The organism is Streptococcus criceti HS-6 (assembly GCF_000187975.2).
GTDB classification, from domain to species: Bacteria; Bacillota; Bacilli; order Lactobacillales; family Streptococcaceae; genus Streptococcus; species Streptococcus criceti.
In genome coordinates this window covers 988494-1007420 of record NZ_AEUV02000002.1, presented here as the reverse complement: position 1 = coordinate 1007420, position 18927 = coordinate 988494, and the positions used below count along the sequence as shown (strand labels likewise).

The window sequence follows — 18927 nt, the reverse complement described above, 5'->3', positions numbered from 1 at the left end:
GGAATACTTTTTCCCAGCCTCATCTATCCCACTCCTTTGCTTTAAAAATAACGATAAGAACACTTTTAGAAAGAAAACCAGACGACTACTGAATAACAGTAATTTTAAACTGATTTCACAGTTAGTTTAGATCAGAAAATTCCTGACTGTCATCACTTGTATCGCCCGCATCATCATTACTATCATAGGTAGCATCACTAACATTATCAGGGGCTTTAAACTTGGAATCGCTAATCTTATTCCATTTTGAATACTTAGACTCAACCTCCATAGATAGTCGGTTAGCTCGCACCTTACTTACCATTTTAAGTTTAAAAGACTTCAGACGAAAATTCTCCTTATCAAAACTGACTTCAAATGTTTTCTTCATACTTGACTGACTATCACCTGTCAAATACATGTTTAACTCATCTTCAAATAGAGACACCAAATCCACATTTTGACTTTTGAGAGCCAGAGTATAGTTAGCTCCGTCATCCTTAAGTTTGAGATCATCTTTCATGGAATAAACAATATCAAGGAAATCAAAGTAATCTGGATCAACATTGTAACCATTGACGCTTTTGAGAGTCCAAGGAGCATCTTGACTAGCTCTTGAATAGATATCACCGCCTCCTGGCATTTTAAAGGCTTGATAATCTTCTGAGCCATCCTGCTTCGTAGAAATAGAACCATTGGCTCTCTTCACATCACCAGCCTGATCACCATAGTCAAGATCTGCCTTCATTTTCTGGGTTTTTCTCTTACCAAGAGAAGTCGTGCTCAAATCCATGTCAAAGTGAACAGTCTCAACCTTCTTGTTAGCTACCTTAGCCTTTTTTATCAACTGGCTGACAGTCATTTTAGCTTGTGCGTTTTGTAACTTATCCGTTATCTTGCTGTGGCAGCCTCCTAAAACTAAAAGGCTTGTAAAAATGAGAACTGCCATTTTCATAAATTTTTTCATTAGTCCTTCCTCCTTTTCAATTTGTAAACTCCCTATTAAATACAGTTTAACATAAACAGTAAGCCTTTTCATTAATAATGACAAACTCTTAACAAAATCAAAAAGAATCAAAATATTGACAGTTTTCTCATTTATCCACATTTGCGAATATCTAAGAAAATAAAAAGCCAGATGGGCGAAAACTCATGCCTCATCTGACTTCAATCTAATCTTCTTGGCTAGTTTCATCGGACTCAGGATAGTCAATTACGATGTCATCGACTTCAGCCTGTGTGTTTGATGCTGGCTCTGATTTGGTCTTGGTAAACTTATCACGAAAGGCTACAACTTGGTCATTGGCAAATTCAGATGCCTGAGTTGCCTTCTCCTTAGCTGCATCAAGCACATCCTCCTTGGTCAATTCACCTGTTTCAAACTTTTCTTTATAATCATTGAAAGTGTTGACGGCCAAATTCTTGTAGTGATTAGCCTTTTTCTTAACGGTCTGATTATAGGCCTCAGGATTTTCCTTATAGCCGTTAGCAAAATCTACCGCCTTCTCCTTTATCTCTTGCCCTTTCTTAGTGGTCAAGAAATAACCAACTGCTGCTCCGACAGCTGCGCTAGACACTAGAGTCTTTAAAAATTTTCCCATCATTCTTCCCCTTTCTTTTTACCTTTAAATAGCTTGCTGGCAAAACGCAGGGCTGTCACAACTGTTCCTGCTTTAGCAGCATTAGAACCTGCACTGCTTGCCTTTTTGCCTAAAACACGAGCTTGACTATTGAGATCAGAAACACTGAGTGAGAGATCAGCAACCGCATCAAAGAGCGGATCAATCGTAGCCACCTTACCATTAATATCATCCACCAAAACATTAGCCTTGGCAATCAAGTCATTAGTTTGGTGCAGAGTGACATCCACATCTGCTGTCAGAACTGTCAGTGTCCTTTTCGTTTCGTCGACCGCTCCAGCTACCTTGCGCAGGACGATAGCCAAATAGATGACCAAGGCAACAAAAGCCAAAGCGATAATTAACATTGCATATCCTACCATGTTTTACTCCTACTATTTTCATTCTTATTTTGTTGATAATCGGGTTGCTGCCCCTTGGTTCGACCGTAATAGGTCATAACCAGTCCAAGAATCACCAGAATCAGAGACAGCCATTGAGATACTCGCAAGCCTCCCAACATCAGACTATCCGTCCGCATACTCTCAATGACAAAGCGGCCACAGCCATACCAGATTAGGTAGAACCAGGCAGCCTCCCCACGTTTTAAAAGTCCTGGACGATGTCTCACACTCATAATCAGAGTGAAACCCAACAGATTCCAGAGAGATTCATACAAGAAGGTTGGTACCCGGTAGCTGCCATCAATATACATCTGATGCTGAATGAACTTGGGCAAATAATTCAGATGGGCAACTGCCTTTCCATAGGCTTCTTGGTTGAAAAAATTTCCCCAACGGCCAAAACTTTGAGCCAGCATGACTCCCGGAGCAGTAATATCCAAAAAATCATAGGCATTGATTTTCCGTTTCCAAGAAAAAATCAGCATAACCAGAGCACCCGCTATAAGAGCACCATAGATGGCGATACCGCCCTTCCAAGTTGCCAGCAGCTCATTCAGATGGTTCTGATAATACTTCCATTCAAAAGCGACATAGTAGAGGCGAGCTCCTAAAATGGCAATGGGAAAAGCAATTAGAATAAAATCAAGGATATCATCCGAGGTCATTCCCTTGCGGGGTGCCTCCCGTATGGCTAACCAGACAGCTAAAACCATACCTGTTACGATAGAGATGGAATACCAACGAATCGCTATCGGACCGAATTGAAAAACTACTGGATTAATAGCTGCCATCAATCAGTACCATTTTCTGTAATTAGATTGGTCAAACGATCCTCAAAGGTCTTAGTCGCATCAAAGCCCATCTGTTTAGCCCGATGATTCATGGCTGCCGCTTCGATAACAACAGAAACATTTCGACCGGTTTTAACGGGAATCCGAACTCGAGGAATTTTAACCCCCTGCAATTCGATTTCCTCATTACCATTACCCAGACGATCAAACTCCTTGCCTTGCTCAAAGTTTTCCAAATAAATAGAAAGCTGAACCTGGGAAGAATTCCGAACAGCACTGGCGCCGTAGAGGCTCATAACATCAATAATACCGACACCACGAATCTCTAGCAAGTGACGTAAAATTTCAGCTGGTTCTCCCCAGAGGGTTTCTTCATCCTTGGCATAGACATCAACACGATCATCCGCAACCAGACGATGTCCTCGCTTAACCAGTTCTAGACCAGTTTCGCTCTTACCGATACCGGAGTCACCTTGAATCAGGACACCCATACCATAGATATCAATCAAAACACCGTGAACACTAGTCCGCTCTGCCAAGCAAGAATTGAGGTACCAAGAAATCTCACCAGAAACACTAGAGGTTGCCTGATGGGCCTGAAAAATCGGGGTATCGCCTTCCTTGGCTGCCCGAATCATTTCCTCAGGAATCTCCAAGTCTCGCGCAACAATGAGAGCCGGCGTTTCAGATTTGAACATGGCCTTGAGAACCGAATAGCGATTATGGGGAGTCATAGTCATCATATAAGACCATTCCTTCATTCCCATGAGTTGAACCCGCTCAGGAGAATAATAATCAAAGTAGCCAGCCAACTCCAGTCCCGGACGAGAAATATCGGAGGTCGTAATTTCCTTTTTTAAAAGTTCAGGTCTGGAATAGACTGGCTCCAACTTAACCTTCTTAGCCAGCATATCAACAGTAACTGCCATAAGTTTTTCTCATTTCTATTTAATATCCCCATTATAACATAAATGCAAACGGAAACAAAAATGCCCTAGCTTCTAACTAAAGCCAAGGCAAGCCATAAAATCACCAGAACCACTTGTCATCATCATCAACGACTTCAGCATCCTTGCGACGACGAGGACCAGTGCCATATTGATCACGTTCTTCATCTTCCTTATAGGGAAGAAGGACAGCTAGGAGGACATAGAGAAAGAGCCCAAAACCAATTAAGTAGGTAAAAATAGCGTAGAGTACACGGACTAGGGTGACATCCCAGCCAAACTTATCAGCCAAGCCGGCTAGCACGCCAGCAAAAATCCGCCCCTGCCGTTTTTTATAAAGACCTGTCATCTTGGCTTCCTCACTTCCTAAGATTGGGTTGACTGAAATTCCTGTTCTATTTCAGACTCCCCCTCAGCTTACAGGTTTATTATACTGCTCCTTGCTAAAAATAAAATCAGCCCTAAGGCTGATTTATCAGAAAAAAGACAGAAAATGAGAACTAAATCTGCTTAAGCAAGACCAACCTGCCTCGGCATCGACCGCAACGAAACTTATTAAGGTTCACGCGTCTCTGCCGAGGGTAGGTCTGACCACAAGTTTGGCACTGGTAGAGATAACGAAAATTTTGCTCCTGAAGCTTAGGAGCGTATCGCAGCCCCTCCACTTCTTTGAGCAGCTGTCGAAACTCCCTATCGCCATGTTTATAGCCCTTACCAGCAAAGTATAAGTGATAATGACAGAGCTCATGACGGACAATTTTCCTAAAGATAGCCAGCTCCACAGCCTCATAAATTTTAGGGTTAAAGTCCAAGTGGCTATCCTTGGGAAAGAAACGTCCGCCTGTCGTCCGAAGTCGCCTATTCCAAAACGCTTGGTGCTTAAAAGGCAGACCGAAATCCTCAAGCGAGACCCGCTTGACGTAATCAGTTAGATTCACGTGGAGCCACCAAAGATAAATTGAGCTTCTCGCGCTCTAGGTCAATTTTAGAAACCCAAACGGTCACAATGTCTCCAACAGAGACTAGCTGACTGGGATGCTTGACAAAGTTCTTGGACATTTCAGAGATATGAATCAAACCATCCTCATGGACACCAACGTCAACAAAGGCCCCAAAGTCAACTACATTACGGACAGTTCCTTCCAGTTTTTGACCGACCTGCAAATCTTTGAGTTCTAGGAGATCTTGCCTGAGGGCTGGAGCTTCAAAATCATCCCGCAAATCACGGCCGGGCTTAAGTAGGTCAGCGATAATATCCCTGAGCGTTTCCTGACCAATATCCAGGTCAGAGGCCATTTGAGCTAGGTCAAGGGCCGTCAATTTATCCTTAGCCGCCTGGTCTAGTTCTCTAATTTCCAGACGATTGAAAAGTTCTTCTACAGCTGAATAGGACTCAGGATGCACGCCAGTATTGTCCAAAATATTGTCACCATTAGGAATTCGTAAGAAACCTGCCGCCTGTTCAAAGGCCTTATCTCCTAGACGCGGGACCTTTTTAATTTGTTCCCTTGAAGTAAGGCGTCCTATTTCCTCACGGAATTTAACGATATTATCAGAAATGGTCCTGTTGAGACCAGCAACATGGGAAAGAAGAGCAGAGCTGGCCGTATTGACATTGACCCCAACCTGATTAACAACTGTCTCCACAACAAAGTCCAAATTCTCTGTCAGCTTTTTCTGACTGACATCATGCTGATACTGACCAACACCGATAGATTTAGGATCAATTTTAACTAGTTCAGCTAAAGGATCTTGCAGACGTCGTGCAATAGATATGGCAGAACGCTTTTCAACTGTCAAATCCGGAAACTCTTGCCGCGCTAATTCAGAAGCTGAATAGACCGAAGCCCCACTTTCATTGACAATGACATAAGAAACCTCTGGAAAATCCTTGAGCACTTCTGCTACAAAGGCTTCACTTTCCCGACTGGCTGTCCCGTTACCAATAGCAATGATTTCCACTTGATAAGCTTGTAACAGCTCAGCCAGTTCCTCCTTGCTCTTAGCAATTTTAGCCTGACTGGCCGGAGCTACAGGATAGATAACATGAGTGGTTAAGAGCTTACCAGTCTGATCTACCACCGCTAGCTTAGCTCCTGTCCTAAAAGCTGGATCAAAACCAAGAACGACCTTCCCCTTAAGCGGTGACACTAAAAGTAGGTGGCGAAGATTATCGGAGAAGAGTGAAATAGCGCCATCTTCCGCTGTTTCGGTCAGTTCACTGCGAATCCGCCTTTCCATGGCTGGGATAATCTTAGTTCTGGCTGCCTTGGCAATAGCCTCATCAATGTAGGCATTTCTAACTTTAAAGCGGACCTGATAAAAACGGATAATCTTATCCAAGTGGTGTTCGAAGCTAATCTTAAGCACACCCAACTTCTCTCCACGATTGAGAGCTAGGATCCGATATCCCTGTAAGTCTTTGACTTTTTCTGAGAAATCATAGTAAATTTGGAAAATCTGCTTGCTATCCAAACTGGCATCCTTGAGACTGGAAACCAACAGGCTGTAGTTCCAAATTTCATTATAGGTCCAAGATCGCAGACGATTATCCTCCGACAGAGATTCTATTAAAATGTCCACCGCTCCCGCTAAAGCCTTATCGGCTGTAGGAAAATTATCCGAAATAAATTTCTCAGCCCGAACTTCCAAGTCAGGGACATTCTGCAAAATCAACCGCGTCAAATCAGCCAGACCTGCTTCGCGGGCGATGGTTGCCTTAGTCCGACGTTTTTCCTTATAGGGGAGATAGAGTTCTTCCACCTCAGCTAATTTATCTGCAGCTTCGATAGCCTTTTTCAATTCAGAGGTCAGCTTGCCTTGCGCCTCAATCTTGGCCAGAACTGTCTCTTTTCGCTCAGCTAGAGCTGTCAGAGATTTGTCCTGATCAATAATCGCCTTGATGGCAACTTCATCCAAATTACCTGTTTTTTCCTTCCGATAGCGGGCAATAAAAGGAATGGTATTTCCTTGGGCAGTTAAATCTAAAACCGCTTGGATTTGCGATGATTTAATATCCAAATTTTGAGCAATAAGAGTAATATTAGAATTTTTCATAACGCTATCATTATACCATAAAGCTAAAAATAAGCTGATAAAGCGGGATTTGGTGCCATTAGCGCTAGTTAGCGTTTGACCTTTAATTTTTTCTTAAGAAAAGGACTAAACCCTAATTGGCTCAGCCCTTCTCTAAAAATTCCTCTACTGCATGCTCAACCGCCTGTTTAAAATCAGGATCAGAAATCTCATAAAAATTGACAGCCATGCGGTTTCTAAACCAAGTCAGCTGACGTTTGGCAAAGCGACGGGTGTTCTGTTTGAGCTTATCGGTTACCGTCTGCAAGTCTTGTTCCCCTCTAAAATAAGGAAAAAGCTCCTTGTACCCAATAGCCCTGGTCGCCTGTGCCTCTGGATAATGCTCGTAGAGCCAGTAAGCTTCTTCGAGCAGCCCTTGGTCCAACATATTATCAACCCGTTTATTAATCCTATCATACAGCCTAACTCTCTCATCATTAAGGCCGATTAAAAGAGAGTCATACTCAGCCCCCTGATTAACCAAATCTTTACCAAACTTTTCTAACTCCAAAGCTCGAATTAATCGTCTGCGATTAGGCTGGTCAGGCTTTTGTGACAATTCTTGAGCTTTAGCTGTCAAGTCAGCATCGGACAGTACTTCTAACTCTTTCCGATAGGCTAATACAGCATCCTGATCAACTTTTCCTCCAAGGTGATACCCTTCTAACAGGCTCTGTAAATAAAGCCCCGTTCCTCCAACGATAATAGGTACCTTCCCCCGACCAGCAATTTCAGAAATGGCTGTTTTAGCTTCCTGAACAAAGTCGTAGACAGAATAGGTCTGATCAACATCTCGCACATCAATCAGATGGTGAGGAATTGCAGCCTGCTCTGCCGAACTTGCCTTAGCTGTTCCGATATCCAGTTTACGATAGACTTGTTGGCTGTCTCCGCTGATAATTTCACCATTAAATTTTCGGGCCAAACCAATGCCCAAGGCGGTCTTGCCAACCGCCGTCGGACCAGCCACTACTATTACTTTTGTTTTCATCTTTTTCCTTGAAAATAATCTAAAATTTAGCTAGTATAATTATAACATAAGAAAGAAGGAGAGACGATCATGGCTAAAAAACATGCTTTCGCTCGTGGCCTTGCTACTGGCGTTGTTGGAACTGCTGCAACTGTCGCAGGTGCTGTCTTTGCTGTCAAGAAGACAATTATTGAACCTGAGGAAAAGAAAGCCGCTTTCATCGAAGAAAATCGTAAGAAAGCGGCTCGCAGACGCATTGCTCGCTAGTGAGAAACGGAACGGCCTTGAGGCCGTTTTTTTATGGACTCACTCCTCCATCTAGCAAGATGAAAGCCAATTTGAAAACGTTTTACATTTCTTTCAAAAAATAGTATGATTAGAGGCAACTACAGAAAAGGGAGGAAAGGTTATGAGAAAATCATTTCGACTACTATCGCTTACTCTAGCAGTCTGCCTAAGTATTGGCATGGCTGCCTGCAACAAGCCAAATAGGGAAACTAGGCAGACAAAGACTCATCAAACATTAAAACCGCAAGCAAAATCAAAGAAATCATCTTCTAAATCCTCATCTCATAAAGCTTCGACCAAACAAAAAGCTAAGTCATCTTCCTCAAGCAACCAAGCAGAGAACAACTCAGACAATAAGGAGGCAGAAACACCATCTGCTAGCTCCTCCTTTAATCTTGATGCTCTAACTAAAGGCGACTATACCAGCATTTCTGGTACCTGGGCAGATAGCAGCGGGCGAGTGGTTGTCATCTCTCCTCAAGGACGCATCAGTGTTCTAGGGACAACTGGCAGTATCTCTGTTAGCCGAGATGGTAAAGGAGAGGCTTTAATGACGGTTACCTATGATGACGGTACCAGCTTTAGTATTCTCATGTATGGAGCTGGTCAACCCATTCCTGACCGCCACTTCCAAAATAGCCAAGCTGATCCATCCGATACTAGCAAGGACCGCCTTGTTACAGCCTACAGCGACATTTTAGATTCAAGTGGAACGGACCAATTTAAAAATCAAGTCCTCTATAAATCATCTGATGATTACAGCAGCCTAGTTCAATAAAAGGTCCACAGGACCAGACTCGCTTCCTAATTTCAAGACTTGGGATAAGTCTGGGACAAACAGCCATGATGGCTTCGCTCTCACCCACAAAATATTGTAATCTTTGAAGATTACGTATAAAAAGTCCAGACTCGTTAGCAATGTTCTAGATTTACCAGATTGACGCAGTGGTTGATTAGCGACTTAGGCGTCCCGGACTGTTTAATTACCATGTAAAGGATAGCGGCCAGCCTAATCACCTGTGCGGAGGTGAACAAAAATTCTCTCGCTTCTACCTAAAATAATGATAAGGCTTATTTCTTCCATGCCATGTAAAGCACAAAGACTTAAATGGCTTAACTGCAAAAAAAGCAGCTGGCTATCTTAAACCAACTGCTTCTACCCCCTTTATAGCTGACTAATTGCGACGGCCAAAGAGATTCAAAATACTCAAGAAAAGGTTGATGAAGTCTAAGTAGAGACTGAGAGCCATAGAAATTGCCCAGCCATCGTGAACCTGACCATGTGTTTGACCATAGACGCGCTTAATCAGCTGATTTTCATAAGCAATCAGGCCAGAGAAAATCACAACGGAGGCCACACTGACCAAGAAGGACATCATTCCTGACCCCAAGAAAATATTGACAACTCCTGCGATAATAATGCCGATCAAACCAGCAATTAAGGCTTTGGCCATGCCTGATAAATCTTTCTTTGTGGTTGCACCAATGGCCGCCATAATGAAGAAGACGACAGCCGAACTCACAAAGGCACCGACAACTTCTGCCCCTGTATAAGCCGCAATGATAAAACTCATGGTAAAACCATTCAAAGCAGAATAGATAAGGAAAAGCGGCAAAGCCCAGGGTGTGTTGCGACGAGCAGCACTCGAAGCTACAAAGACCAAAGCCAGCTCAAGACCAAGGGCTCCCAGATAAATCAGCCGTCCACCAGTCATAATAGCAATCATATTTTCTGGAAAGACAAAGAGCATAAGAGCTGCAACGACAGCTGATAAACCAATACCAGCTCCAACTAAGCCATAAATCCTGGCAAAGAAACGACTCAAGCCAGCATCAGCTTGTGTAATAACGGGACTTGGCCCCATATTATTCATATTCATATAAAGTATCCTCCAAATTATTTAAGTGCTTCTATTTTAGCAAAATTTAGTGGTTGTGAGAACCCAATTGTTTACGTTTGAAAATCTTGCGATTTTTAAAGCGTTGGCGCATAGGATAAGAACCTTCCTTGATCGCCCAGTATTTATCAACAAAGGTAACGATATAAGATTCCTTGTAGCGAGGAGGGGCAATAGTTGCTCCCCACATGTGCTTGAGGATAATATCCTTTTCTTTCTTATTGAGGTTAATCAATTTTTTAGCATTCTTAACCGCAATCCGTGGATGGACCCAAGCGTGACTCTTATTAAATTTGGTATCTCGCCAGTCATAGTAAAAGAAATCATGTAAGAGACCGCCACGAGCTGTTGACTTAGCATCCCAACCAAATTTCTTGGCAAGCTTATAACTTGTATAGGCCACATTGATGGAATGTTTCATCCGTGTTGAATAATGGTGATGAGTAATCTCGTCTAAGCGTTGAAATCTAGGATTTTCAATCAAAGGTCCTACGATTTTCATAAATTCTTTATCTTTTTGATAGGCTTTCATACTGTTCTCCTTTTGCTAGTAACTAGCAGGAACTTCCTAAATAAGTTGAAACATCATAATACCAGCAGCAACTGCCACATTGAGGCTCTCCGCCTGTCCTGGCATACTAATGTGAACCAACTGATCGGCTGCCTGAGCCATTTCCTGAGAAATCCCTTGACCTTCATTTCCCATAACCAAGGCAAACCTAGCTGGCTTAACTAACTCGCGGTAGTCAATAGATTGCTCTGATAAAGTCGTTGCCAGTAGACAAATTCCTGCATTTTTTAAAGCTACCACAAAGTCCATGACTGGACCGCGGTAAATAGGCAGATGGAAGTGACTGCCCTGCATAGAGCGAAGCGTCTTAGCATTATAGATATCAGCCGACTTATCTGAGATAAAGACAGCCTGATAGCCAGCGGCATCAGCCGTCCGAATCATAGTTCCAAGATTTCCTGGATCTTGGATATCTTCCAAAATTAGGTAAGGCCCCTGCCAAGTCTCAGGCAAGGCTGGTTGATCTAACCGAACTTCCGCAACAATCCCTTGGGGAGTAGGACTCTCAGACAATTCCTTAAGCACCTCCGGCGTCACCAGAACAACTTTCTCTTGATGATTCACTCTGTCAGCCATTTCCTCAAGGACAAAAATATGTTCAAAAACTGCACCATTCGTACAGGCTTCCTCAAAGAGATGCCAGCCCTCAATCAGATAAGAATGCTTTCGATGTTTTTTTTGCAACAATTTTTTTGTCTTTTTGATGAGATTATTGGCTTTTGAGGTTATAATAATCATATAATTATTATAGCACATCTGGAAAAATCAAAGCTCAGTCCAAAGGAGGAATTTTTCATGAAAAAGATAAAAATGATTGTCTCTGGTCGTGTGCAGGGGGTCGGCTTTCGCTATTCAACCTTCAATCTTGCCAAAGAAATCGGCGATATCTATGGACAGGTTCGGAACAAGGATGATGGCACTGTCGAAATCTTAGCCCAATCAGCTGATCCAGCTAAGATGGCTAAGTTTATTCAAGAAATACGCAAGGGTCCATCCCCTTGGGCCAAGGTCACCTATGTGGATGTTACCATGGCTAACTTCGAAGACTTCACAGATTTCCGCATGGCAAATTAAGAAACTGTATTCACAAGTTTAAATTCTTAACGTTAGCTGGAAAAAGTCTGGGAAAAAGTATTCCAGCCTTCTATTTTTACAGTAATAACAGTTTGACGCAGGGGTTGGGAGAAAGACTTGTTGGCACTGCCAAGAAGTCTTTCCCCTGCACAGTTCATTAAGTGCTTTAGCACCAATGAACCACTGCTGATTAGAGGTCCTGATCTTGGGGTGCAGTCCCATTTTCAGGCGCCCCCTTAAACAGTCCACTGGACTGTTTAACTACTCCGCAAGTGTTAGCGGCCATCCTAATCAACTATGCGGAGGTGGGACAACGAAGTCAATTTATATAAAAAATCGCCTTCTGTCCCGCTCTCAAAACAGACAGTTGCCGCCGTGGTAAAAAGACGATTGACTTAAATAGGGTCAATCGTCGAGGGGATTTTCAAGACCCTAGGCTTGAAAATGAGCAATGGAACTCCGTTAGGAGATCGCTTGCGTCCCTACCACATAAGGCTAACTGTCAAAAAAATGTGAATACAAGTTCTAAGAAAAGCTACTTGGGACGTTTAAAAAGCCGTATGAAATAAAAATACGACAGAAAATCCTGATTTTTTAAGACCTTCATCTTTTCCGCTAGGCTTTTGGTCCATGTTCAATTAACCAGTCCCACAAAACACTAAAATTCTTATCCGACTGTAAGATTTTTTTATAAGAAATTTCTAAGTCAATAGTGTCATTACGGATATCCGAGGTGGGATTTTAAAAATCCGCTAAATTCCTACTTGGGAACTATTGAGTATTTGTCTAAAAAAAAGTAAAATAGAACAGTATTACTAAATTTAAAGGAACTTATTGTGAATAAAACTTCAAAACGTATACTTCTCTCAGGTATTGCCCTATCCATGCTCTTTATCTTGTCTGGTTGTGTCCGCCTTGGTAAAAACGGCAAACCGACTGGAACAGTCTGGCATCTATTGGGCGAACCTATGGGACACCTTATCACCTTTTTTGCCCATAATCTCGGATTAGGTTTTGGACTGGGAATCATCCTTGTCACCGTCCTAGTGCGCTTGCTAATTCTCCCACTTGGGCTCCATCAATCACGCAGTGCTGCCTATCAAGCTGCTAAACGTGACTACTTGGCTCCAATCTTTGAACCCATCAATAAGAAAATGAAAGAAGCGGCAACCCAAGAAGAAAAAATGGCTGCCCAGACTGAGCTCATGCAGGCTCAAAGGGAAAACGGCGTCAGCATGCTAGGGGGCATGGGGTGCCTGCCACTTTTGATTCAGCTCCCCTTCTTCTCGGCTATGTACTTCGCAGCTCGCTATACCCCAGGAGTTCTCAAGTCTGATTTTCTTTGGTTCAATTTGGGTCACCGTGATATTCCTTTGATGATTATCATCGCTGGTCTCTATTTGATTCAGTCTTGGTTAGCTGTCAAGCAGATGCCAGAGGAGCAGCGCAAGCAAGCCGGTATGACTATGTATATGACTCCTATCATGATGGTCTTCTTCGGACTGGCACAGCCCTCAGCTGTCGTCCTCTACTGGTTCGTAGGAGGTATCTTCTCTATTATTCAACAGCTGATTACCAACTTCCTGATCAAACCGAAACTTGCCAAACAAGTTGAAGAAGAATTCAAGAAGAACCCACCTAAGGCACCTAAAACAGCTAAAGCGGCTCGAAAAGATGTCACGCCACAAAATCAAACGAATCAAGCTATTACTACTAAAAAGAAAAACCGTAATGCCGGTAAACAAAACCGCAAAAAAAACTAGCTTAAAATGCAAGGATCCGTCCCATCATAACTAGGACAGATCCTTTTTATTTATCCGCAAAAAGAGCTGCTCCACGCGCCACGGCCCCCACTCTGAGGTGTGAAATAAAAAAACAGCCATGATGGCTACGCCCTGAACAGTTAATTAGGCACCTTAGCACCAATGAACCACTGCTGGGTGGAATTTTCGCTGGTCATCTTCTAGGCTCAAACCTTTGACAGTCCATCGGGACTACCAAAGTATTCCTTGCTGCACAGATGATTGTCTCAAAATATGTACTGGACCTGTTGAGATTTCAAGAATAAACCAGAACTTTAAAAATACAACACACTAGAGCCAAGGATGTACAATTTTGCGCTTCAAAGAGGTAAGTGTCATCTACTTAAGCATCAACTATTTAATGCTACATAATCAAAACTCTCCGTTTAGCGGGTGGCTTATTTGTCTCGCGCCAAAGGACGCGAGACGGACTAAAAGTCACATAATTAAAAGAGTTTGGAATTTTGTACCAAACTCTTCAACTAGTTATTGAGTTTTTTCAACACTGACAATTTCAACATCGTAGCTACCTGCTGGCGATTCAATTGTAGTCTTGTCGCCAACTTTTTTACCAATCAAAGCTTGAGCAATAGGGCTTTCATTGGAGATTTTACCAGCGAAAACATCAGCACCCGCAGCTCCAACGATAGAATAGGTATCCTGATCCTTGGTGCCAACTTCTTGAACCACAACTGTTTTTCCGATAGCAACTTCGTCAGAAGCCACGGCATCGCTGTCAATGATTTCAGCGTAGCGAATCTTAGTTTCAATGATTTGAATTTGACCTTCGACGAAGGCTTGCTCATCTTTGGCTGCATCGTACTCGGAGTTTTCAGATAGGTCACCATAAGAACGGGCAATCTTAATCCGTTCGATAACTTCTGGACGGCGGACCAATTTGAGTTCTTCTAATTCCTGTTCAAGCTGTTCCTTTTCTGCTTGAGTCATTGGGTAAGTTTTTTCTGCCATGATTTTCTCTTTTCTATTTTTTATTTTGGTCAGAGGTTTGACACAGAAACAGAGCCCGGAAACGTTCGTCACAGACTCTTGTTTGAGGCTCAATTTTAATTTTTATTCTCTGAATCTTGTTCGCTACTATCCGAAACTTTCTTATTTACATAGGTATCAACATTCTTTTGGTGATCCTCATAGGTCTCAGAATAATAGACATTGCCAGTCTCAACATCAGCAACAAAGTAAAGATATTTTGTATCTGCCGGATTAACAACTGCTTCAATCGCAGATAAGCTTGGACTATCGACAGGGCCGGGGATGACTCCCTTATTCTTATAGTCATTGAAAGGAGAATCAATATTGGTATCAATATTGGCATCTTCCTTCAGGGAAGTCTTATCACCAAGTTTACCTAGGGCATAAAGCACTGAAATATTAGATTGCAAAGGCATATCAGCATCCAAACGATTATAGAAGACACTAGCAATATTGCGACGGTCTTCATCTGTTTGCCCTTCCTTTTCCACCAGAGAAGCCAACGCTAAAGTCTCATTAACATTATACTTGGACTCTTCAATCTTATCATAGTATTCACTTAGATAAGAATCCATAGTCCCTAGCATCTGGTCCACAAGGTCTTCAAGATTGACATCCTTAGTGTAATTATAGGTGGCTGGAAAAAGGTAGCCTTCTAACTGATACTTGACTCTATCAGATTCCGGCAGGTCTGCCAAGAGCTTAGGATACTTTTCCTTCATCTTTTCGATGAAATCCTTATCCTTCATTAAATTGAGAAACTTTTTAGAGCTGTACGGCGTTTTATCCGTTTTAACTTTGGTATTAGCGTTATTCTCAACAGCCTTAGCAATTTGCTCCAGAGTATACCCTTCTGGAATAACAATCTTACCAGCACTAGGATCGGTTGGCTCAGTTGTCCCTCCAGCCTGCAGTTCCTTGATAATATCATCAATACTCATGCTGGCTTTCAAATTATAGTAACCGCTCTTAAGATTACTGTAATTTTTAAACTTGGTATAATAATTGAAAACATTGGCATCTTTAATGATGCGCTTTTTTTCAAGAATTTGGCCGATCTGCTTACTGCCAGCTCCCTTAGGAATTTCAACCGTTACATACTTAGTCGACTGAGCATCTAGCGGAGCTAAGCTGGAATTGACATAATAATAACCAAATCCACCGCCCGCCAAGAGAGCGAGCAAGATAAGACTGATAATCCAAGTACTAATACGGCGAGCCAAGCGTTTTTTCTTCTTTTGCTTACGCTTATTATCCTTGCGGCGAGAAGAGAGCTCCTCTTCCTCCCAATCTTCTTCACCTTCTTCCAGCTCATTATCATCAACTGTTCCATTATCATAAGTCTGTTTAGATAACGGCTGTTTAGATGAGACTTCTACTTCCGAATCACTCTCGGAAGCAAAACCTGCTTCTTCCTCAGAAACAGAGAAGATATGAGGTTCCGTCTCAGACTCCTGCGACCGACTTGATTGTTCAGACAGGGGTCCTGTTGAACTAGCCGAATGGATATCTTGGATGGGAATGGGGATTGTAAATCCTGATAGATCTACATCAGCGATCTCAGCAGCTTCCGAAGCTGACGTTGAAGCAGAGCTGGCATAAGCACTGCTCTCTTCCAGTGGCTCTTCTTCGGTCAAGTCTTCACCCAGAGGATTGAGCTCCCTGAGATGCTCCTTCTCTCGAATTTTTTTAATAGCTTGAGCCTCAGCCAAAGCACGTTTTTGCTCTTCTTCAGCTGACTTAGCTGCCTGCTCCTCCTGCTTTTTCAGTTGAGCAGCAGCTTCCTGCCAATTAAAATCGGGATCAATTTCACGATTGCCGTCAGCATTGAGACTTTCAACAATCGATTTAACGATCCCGTCATCTTGGATTCCTTTTAAGCGATTGGCTTCTTCTAATTCGTTCAAAATCTGTTCCTTAAAGCTCTTGCCACCGGCTGCAGATTTTGACTTATCGTCCTTAAAATCGGTCAAAGCTCATCCTCCTCATAGTTATCAGTCGCCATTATATCTTAAATTAATGGTAAATGCAAATTTTATAAGTTTTATCACCAAACCCTTATAGAGGAAAAAGAACTTTAACGATTTTCCCAAACCAGATTGTACCAAGTTTGGCCACCATGCTGGGAATCTGATAGGCCTTCATCCTGAAAGCCATTCATCTCATAGTAAGAAATCAATTCAGCATGACAGGTTAGGCTAATTCCCTGCCGTTCCTGAGCCAGAGCTAAGTCTTTAAGAGCCGCTAGAAGAGCTGTCCCCAATCCTTGTCCTTGGTACTTAGGTGCCACCGAGAGAGACTGAATCTGGATAAAACCACCAGTGACAGGATTAGGGGCAACGCGTTCAAAGAGATCATCGGTCAGATAACGCTCCGCTCTGGCCGGCCCAACTAAATAAGCCACCACACGCCCAGAAAGCTCAGCGACTAAGAAAGTATCCGGAATAATAGCAATCCGCTCTTGCAGAGCTTGGGGACTTGCCGCTTCTTCTTCAGAAAAATTAGCTTCCTCAATATCAAGAATTTCCCCAAAATCGTCCATTCTAACCTGTCTAATAATCATAAAAAATCTCCTATAAACGAAAAGAGAGTGGGATAAAAATCAAAATCGAAATAAAATGACAATTTTGATTTTCCTCGCTCTCCCATTTTAAGGCTCAGGACTCTGCCACTTTCCTATTTTTAGGTGGCAGGCTTTGACAGTCTATCTCCAGACTGCCAAACAAAGTCCATGGGAGCATTTTAATTCCACCTCAGCACAGTTTAATCAAGATACAAAGCCGCTAAGCAATACAAAGGAATTTAGGAAAATCAACGTAGGTGATAAAAGCACCTAATGAACTGTGCAGGGGTAAGAGGCTGGGAAAAAAGTATTCTAGCCTTCTATTTTGCAGTAATAACGGTTTGACACAGTGGTTGATTGGAGGTCCTTATCTTGGGGTGCAGTCCCATTTTCAGGCGCCCCCTTAAACAGTCCACTGGACTGTTTAACTACTCCGCAAGTGTTAGCAGCCATCCTAATCAACTGTGCGGAGGTGGGACAACGAAGTCAATTTATATAAAAAATCGTTCTGTCCCACTCTCTTACTCTCCCAATCACTACGCTAATCTGGTAAATCTAGGATAATGCTAACGAGTCTGGACTTTTGTCCCAGACTCGTTTGGCTATTAATACTAATACTTTTATTGGGTACTGCTAGCTAGGTTAGCCACCAACTCTTCAAAGGAGCGTTCATAGAGCTGAATATCGCCCGCTCCCATGAAGACATAGACAGCATTGTCATGGTCTAAAAGAGGAGAGACATTCTCAACCGTCACAACTTTTGCTGGCTTCTTAATTTTAGCAGCTAAATCTTCAACCTTAACCTGACCGTTGTCATGCTCACGTGCAGAACCATAAATCTTTGCCAAATAAACGCTGTCAGCCTCATTTAAAGCTACTGCAAATTCATCTAAAAGAGCAATAGTCCGCGTGAAGGTGTGAGGCTGGAAGATAGCTACAATTTCCTTTGATGGATACTTCTGCCGAGCTGCATCCAAGGTAGCAATGATTTCAGTTGGGTGGTGAGCAAAATCATCTATGATGATAGTATCATTGATAATTTTTTCCGTGAAGCGACGCTTAACACCAGCGAAAGTCTTAAGATGTTCGGCCACCAACTCCATATTAAAACCAGCAACATAGAGATTTGCAATAACCGCTGTAGCGTTTAAGATATTGTGACGGCCAAAGGCTGGCACATGGAAGCTCCCCAAAACTTGGCCCTCATGCTGAACCTTAAAATCAGAACCATGGGTTGTACGGACAATATCACAAGCTATAAAATCATCATTGTCCTCAAAACCATAGTAGTAAATGGGGGCATTAGAAGTAATTTTTCGCAAGTAAGGATCTTCGCCATAAACAAAGAGACCCTTTTGAACCTGCTTGGCATAATCATCAAAGGCCGAGAAGACATCATTAATAGAAGTGAAGTAATCAGGATGGTCAAAATCCACATTAGTAATGATAGAATAGGCCGGATGATAAGGCATGAAATGACGTTCGTATTCATCAGCCTCAAAAACGAAGTATTGGCTGTTCTCTGAACCACGCCCAGTTCCATCACCAATCAAGAATGAGGTGTCAGTAATATTGCGCAAGACATGAGCTAAAAGACCTGTGGTTGATGTCTTACCATGGGCACCCGCAACACCGAGACTGGTAAATTGGTTCATGAAATCACCGAGAAACTCATGATAACGTTTGAAAGCCAAGCCATGGTGCAGCGCGTAAGCCACTTCAACATTATTATCTTCCCGAAAAGCATTCCCCGCAATTAATTCAACATCAGCTGTGATATTTTTTTCATCAAAAGGTAAAATCTTGATGCCAGCTTGCTCCAGCCCCCGTTGGGTAAAATAATATTTCTCAACATCAGAACCCTGAACCTTGTAGCCCATTTGATGCAACATCAAAGCTAGAGCGCTCATCCCAGAGCCTTTAATTCCAATAAAATGATAGGTTTTTGACATAGTC

General features: G+C 42.6%; 20 protein-coding genes. 4 read left to right on the top strand and 16 right to left on the bottom strand.

Translation table 11 applies throughout. The annotated features are described in order from the left end of the window. Nucleotides 1-121 precede the first annotated feature (121 nt). From STRCR_RS04850 to miaA, 9 genes are all read right to left on the bottom strand, one after another. Nucleotides 122-946 carry a DUF6612 family protein gene (locus STRCR_RS04850; protein WP_004225813.1) on the bottom strand — a complete coding sequence of 275 codons (825 nt, stop codon included), beginning with the start codon at nucleotides 944-946 and terminating at the stop codon, nucleotides 122-124. Nucleotides 947-1151: 205 nt separating this feature from the next. Beyond that, nucleotides 1152-1580 (bottom strand): YtxH domain-containing protein, encoded by a 429-nt coding sequence (locus STRCR_RS04845; protein WP_004230104.1) that lies wholly within the window; start codon nucleotides 1578-1580, stop codon nucleotides 1152-1154. Then, on the bottom strand, nucleotides 1580-1981 hold the full coding sequence (locus STRCR_RS04840; protein WP_004228628.1) for a DUF948 domain-containing protein: 402 nt from the start codon (nucleotides 1979-1981) through the stop codon (nucleotides 1580-1582). Before STRCR_RS04840 ends, STRCR_RS04845 begins: the two co-directional genes overlap by 1 nt. Next, nucleotides 1975-2793 carry a prolipoprotein diacylglyceryl transferase gene (lgt, locus tag STRCR_RS04835; RefSeq protein WP_004228645.1) on the bottom strand — a complete coding sequence of 273 codons (819 nt, stop codon included), beginning with the start codon at nucleotides 2791-2793 and terminating at the stop codon, nucleotides 1975-1977. Before lgt ends, STRCR_RS04840 begins: the two co-directional genes overlap by 7 nt. Then, complete coding sequence (gene hprK / locus STRCR_RS04830; RefSeq protein ID WP_004225296.1) at nucleotides 2793-3722, bottom strand: HPr(Ser) kinase/phosphatase; 930 nt, start codon at nucleotides 3720-3722, stop codon at nucleotides 2793-2795. Before hprK ends, lgt begins: the two co-directional genes overlap by 1 nt. 100 nt (nucleotides 3723-3822) lie before the next feature. Continuing rightward, nucleotides 3823-4089: a PspC domain-containing protein gene (locus tag STRCR_RS04825; RefSeq protein WP_004229038.1), complete on the bottom strand. Its 267-nt coding sequence runs from the start codon at nucleotides 4087-4089 to the stop codon at nucleotides 3823-3825. A gap of 151 nt (nucleotides 4090-4240) precedes the next feature. Next, nucleotides 4241-4678: a SprT family protein gene (locus STRCR_RS04820; protein ID WP_004228244.1), complete on the bottom strand. Its 438-nt coding sequence runs from the start codon at nucleotides 4676-4678 to the stop codon at nucleotides 4241-4243. Beyond that, complete coding sequence (locus tag STRCR_RS04815) at nucleotides 4665-6797, bottom strand: Tex family protein (protein ID WP_004228245.1); 2133 nt, start codon at nucleotides 6795-6797, stop codon at nucleotides 4665-4667. Before STRCR_RS04815 ends, STRCR_RS04820 begins: the two co-directional genes overlap by 14 nt. Before the next feature lie 121 nt (nucleotides 6798-6918). Then, complete coding sequence (miaA, locus tag STRCR_RS04810; protein WP_004227426.1) at nucleotides 6919-7806, bottom strand: tRNA (adenosine(37)-N6)-dimethylallyltransferase MiaA; 888 nt, start codon at nucleotides 7804-7806, stop codon at nucleotides 6919-6921. Between the two features lie 69 nt (nucleotides 7807-7875). On the opposite strand from miaA, the gene STRCR_RS11665 reads away from it, so the two are divergent. Both STRCR_RS11665 and STRCR_RS04805 read left to right on the top strand, forming a co-directional pair. Continuing rightward, nucleotides 7876-8052 (top strand): DUF3042 family protein, encoded by a 177-nt coding sequence (locus STRCR_RS11665; protein WP_002962393.1) that lies wholly within the window; start codon nucleotides 7876-7878, stop codon nucleotides 8050-8052. A gap of 142 nt (nucleotides 8053-8194) precedes the next feature. Then, a complete protein-coding gene (locus STRCR_RS04805; protein WP_004229678.1) occupies nucleotides 8195-8851 on the top strand; it encodes a DUF6287 domain-containing protein in 657 nt (218 codons plus the stop codon). 397 nt (nucleotides 8852-9248) lie between these two features. Here the strand turns inward: STRCR_RS04805 and STRCR_RS04800 are convergent, their stop codons facing one another. From STRCR_RS04800 to STRCR_RS04790, 3 genes are read right to left on the bottom strand one after another with little or no spacing between them, the layout of a single operon-like run. Beyond that, the gene (locus STRCR_RS04800; RefSeq protein WP_004226617.1) at nucleotides 9249-9953 is read right to left on the bottom strand and encodes a Bax inhibitor-1/YccA family protein; all 705 of its coding nucleotides are present in this window, start codon (nucleotides 9951-9953) and stop codon (nucleotides 9249-9251) included. Between the two features lie 46 nt (nucleotides 9954-9999). Next, entirely contained in the window at nucleotides 10000-10503 is a 504-nt protein-coding gene (locus tag STRCR_RS04795) for an HD domain-containing protein (protein WP_004228071.1), read from the bottom strand. Nucleotides 10504-10539: 36 nt separating this feature from the next. Beyond that, entirely contained in the window at nucleotides 10540-11280 is a 741-nt protein-coding gene (locus tag STRCR_RS04790; RefSeq protein ID WP_004226689.1) for a TrmH family RNA methyltransferase, read from the bottom strand. A 57-nt stretch (nucleotides 11281-11337) separates the two neighbouring features. On the opposite strand from STRCR_RS04790, the gene STRCR_RS04785 reads away from it, so the two are divergent. Continuing rightward, the gene (locus STRCR_RS04785; RefSeq protein ID WP_004227809.1) at nucleotides 11338-11616 is read left to right on the top strand and encodes an acylphosphatase; all 279 of its coding nucleotides are present in this window, start codon (nucleotides 11338-11340) and stop codon (nucleotides 11614-11616) included. Nucleotides 11617-12452: 836 nt separating this feature from the next. Then, complete coding sequence (yidC, locus tag STRCR_RS04780; protein ID WP_004225704.1) at nucleotides 12453-13379, top strand: membrane protein insertase YidC; 927 nt, start codon at nucleotides 12453-12455, stop codon at nucleotides 13377-13379. A gap of 525 nt (nucleotides 13380-13904) precedes the next feature. Here the strand turns inward: yidC and greA are convergent. The 4 genes from greA to murC form a co-directional block, all read right to left on the bottom strand. After that, nucleotides 13905-14387 carry a transcription elongation factor GreA gene (gene greA / locus STRCR_RS04775; protein ID WP_004225189.1) on the bottom strand — a complete coding sequence of 161 codons (483 nt, stop codon included), beginning with the start codon at nucleotides 14385-14387 and terminating at the stop codon, nucleotides 13905-13907. Between the two features lie 95 nt (nucleotides 14388-14482). Continuing rightward, nucleotides 14483-16381: an endolytic transglycosylase MltG gene (mltG, locus tag STRCR_RS04770; protein WP_004225976.1), complete on the bottom strand. Its 1899-nt coding sequence runs from the start codon at nucleotides 16379-16381 to the stop codon at nucleotides 14483-14485. Nucleotides 16382-16485: 104 nt separating this feature from the next. Continuing rightward, complete coding sequence (locus STRCR_RS04765) at nucleotides 16486-16971, bottom strand: GNAT family N-acetyltransferase (RefSeq protein ID WP_004228962.1); 486 nt, start codon at nucleotides 16969-16971, stop codon at nucleotides 16486-16488. Between the two features lie 620 nt (nucleotides 16972-17591). Further along, nucleotides 17592-18923, bottom strand: a complete 1332-nt coding sequence (murC, locus tag STRCR_RS04760) for a UDP-N-acetylmuramate--L-alanine ligase (RefSeq protein WP_004227591.1) — start codon at nucleotides 18921-18923, stop codon at nucleotides 17592-17594. Nucleotides 18924-18927 lie beyond the last annotated feature (4 nt).

Coding starts and splice junctions, on each gene's coding strand:
- STRCR_RS04850 (WP_004225813.1), bottom strand. CDS start 946: ATGAAAAAATTTATGAAAATGGCAGTTCTCATTTTTACAAGCCTTTTA.
- STRCR_RS04800 (WP_004226617.1), bottom strand. CDS start 9,953: ATGAATATGAATAATATGGGGCCAAGTCCCGTTATTACACAAGCTGAT.
- lgt (WP_004228645.1), bottom strand. CDS start 2,793: ATGGCAGCTATTAATCCAGTAGTTTTTCAATTCGGTCCGATAGCGATT.
- murC (WP_004227591.1), bottom strand. CDS start 18,923: ATGTCAAAAACCTATCATTTTATTGGAATTAAAGGCTCTGGGATGAGC.
- hprK (WP_004225296.1), bottom strand. CDS start 3,722: ATGGCAGTTACTGTTGATATGCTGGCTAAGAAGGTTAAGTTGGAGCCA.
- STRCR_RS04790 (WP_004226689.1), bottom strand. CDS start 11,280: ATGATTATTATAACCTCAAAAGCCAATAATCTCATCAAAAAGACAAAA.
- STRCR_RS04815 (WP_004228245.1), bottom strand. CDS start 6,797: ATGAAAAATTCTAATATTACTCTTATTGCTCAAAATTTGGATATTAAA.
- STRCR_RS04795 (WP_004228071.1), bottom strand. CDS start 10,503: ATGAAAGCCTATCAAAAAGATAAAGAATTTATGAAAATCGTAGGACCT.
- STRCR_RS04805 (WP_004229678.1), top strand. CDS start 8,195: ATGAGAAAATCATTTCGACTACTATCGCTTACTCTAGCAGTCTGCCTA.
- STRCR_RS04785 (WP_004227809.1), top strand. CDS start 11,338: ATGAAAAAGATAAAAATGATTGTCTCTGGTCGTGTGCAGGGGGTCGGC.
- STRCR_RS04825 (WP_004229038.1), bottom strand. CDS start 4,089: ATGACAGGTCTTTATAAAAAACGGCAGGGGCGGATTTTTGCTGGCGTG.
- STRCR_RS04765 (WP_004228962.1), bottom strand. CDS start 16,971: ATGATTATTAGACAGGTTAGAATGGACGATTTTGGGGAAATTCTTGAT.
- STRCR_RS04840 (WP_004228628.1), bottom strand. CDS start 1,981: ATGGTAGGATATGCAATGTTAATTATCGCTTTGGCTTTTGTTGCCTTG.
- miaA (WP_004227426.1), bottom strand. CDS start 7,806: ATGAAAACAAAAGTAATAGTAGTGGCTGGTCCGACGGCGGTTGGCAAG.
- STRCR_RS11665 (WP_002962393.1), top strand. CDS start 7,876: ATGGCTAAAAAACATGCTTTCGCTCGTGGCCTTGCTACTGGCGTTGTT.
- STRCR_RS04845 (WP_004230104.1), bottom strand. CDS start 1,580: ATGGGAAAATTTTTAAAGACTCTAGTGTCTAGCGCAGCTGTCGGAGCA.
- greA (WP_004225189.1), bottom strand. CDS start 14,387: ATGGCAGAAAAAACTTACCCAATGACTCAAGCAGAAAAGGAACAGCTT.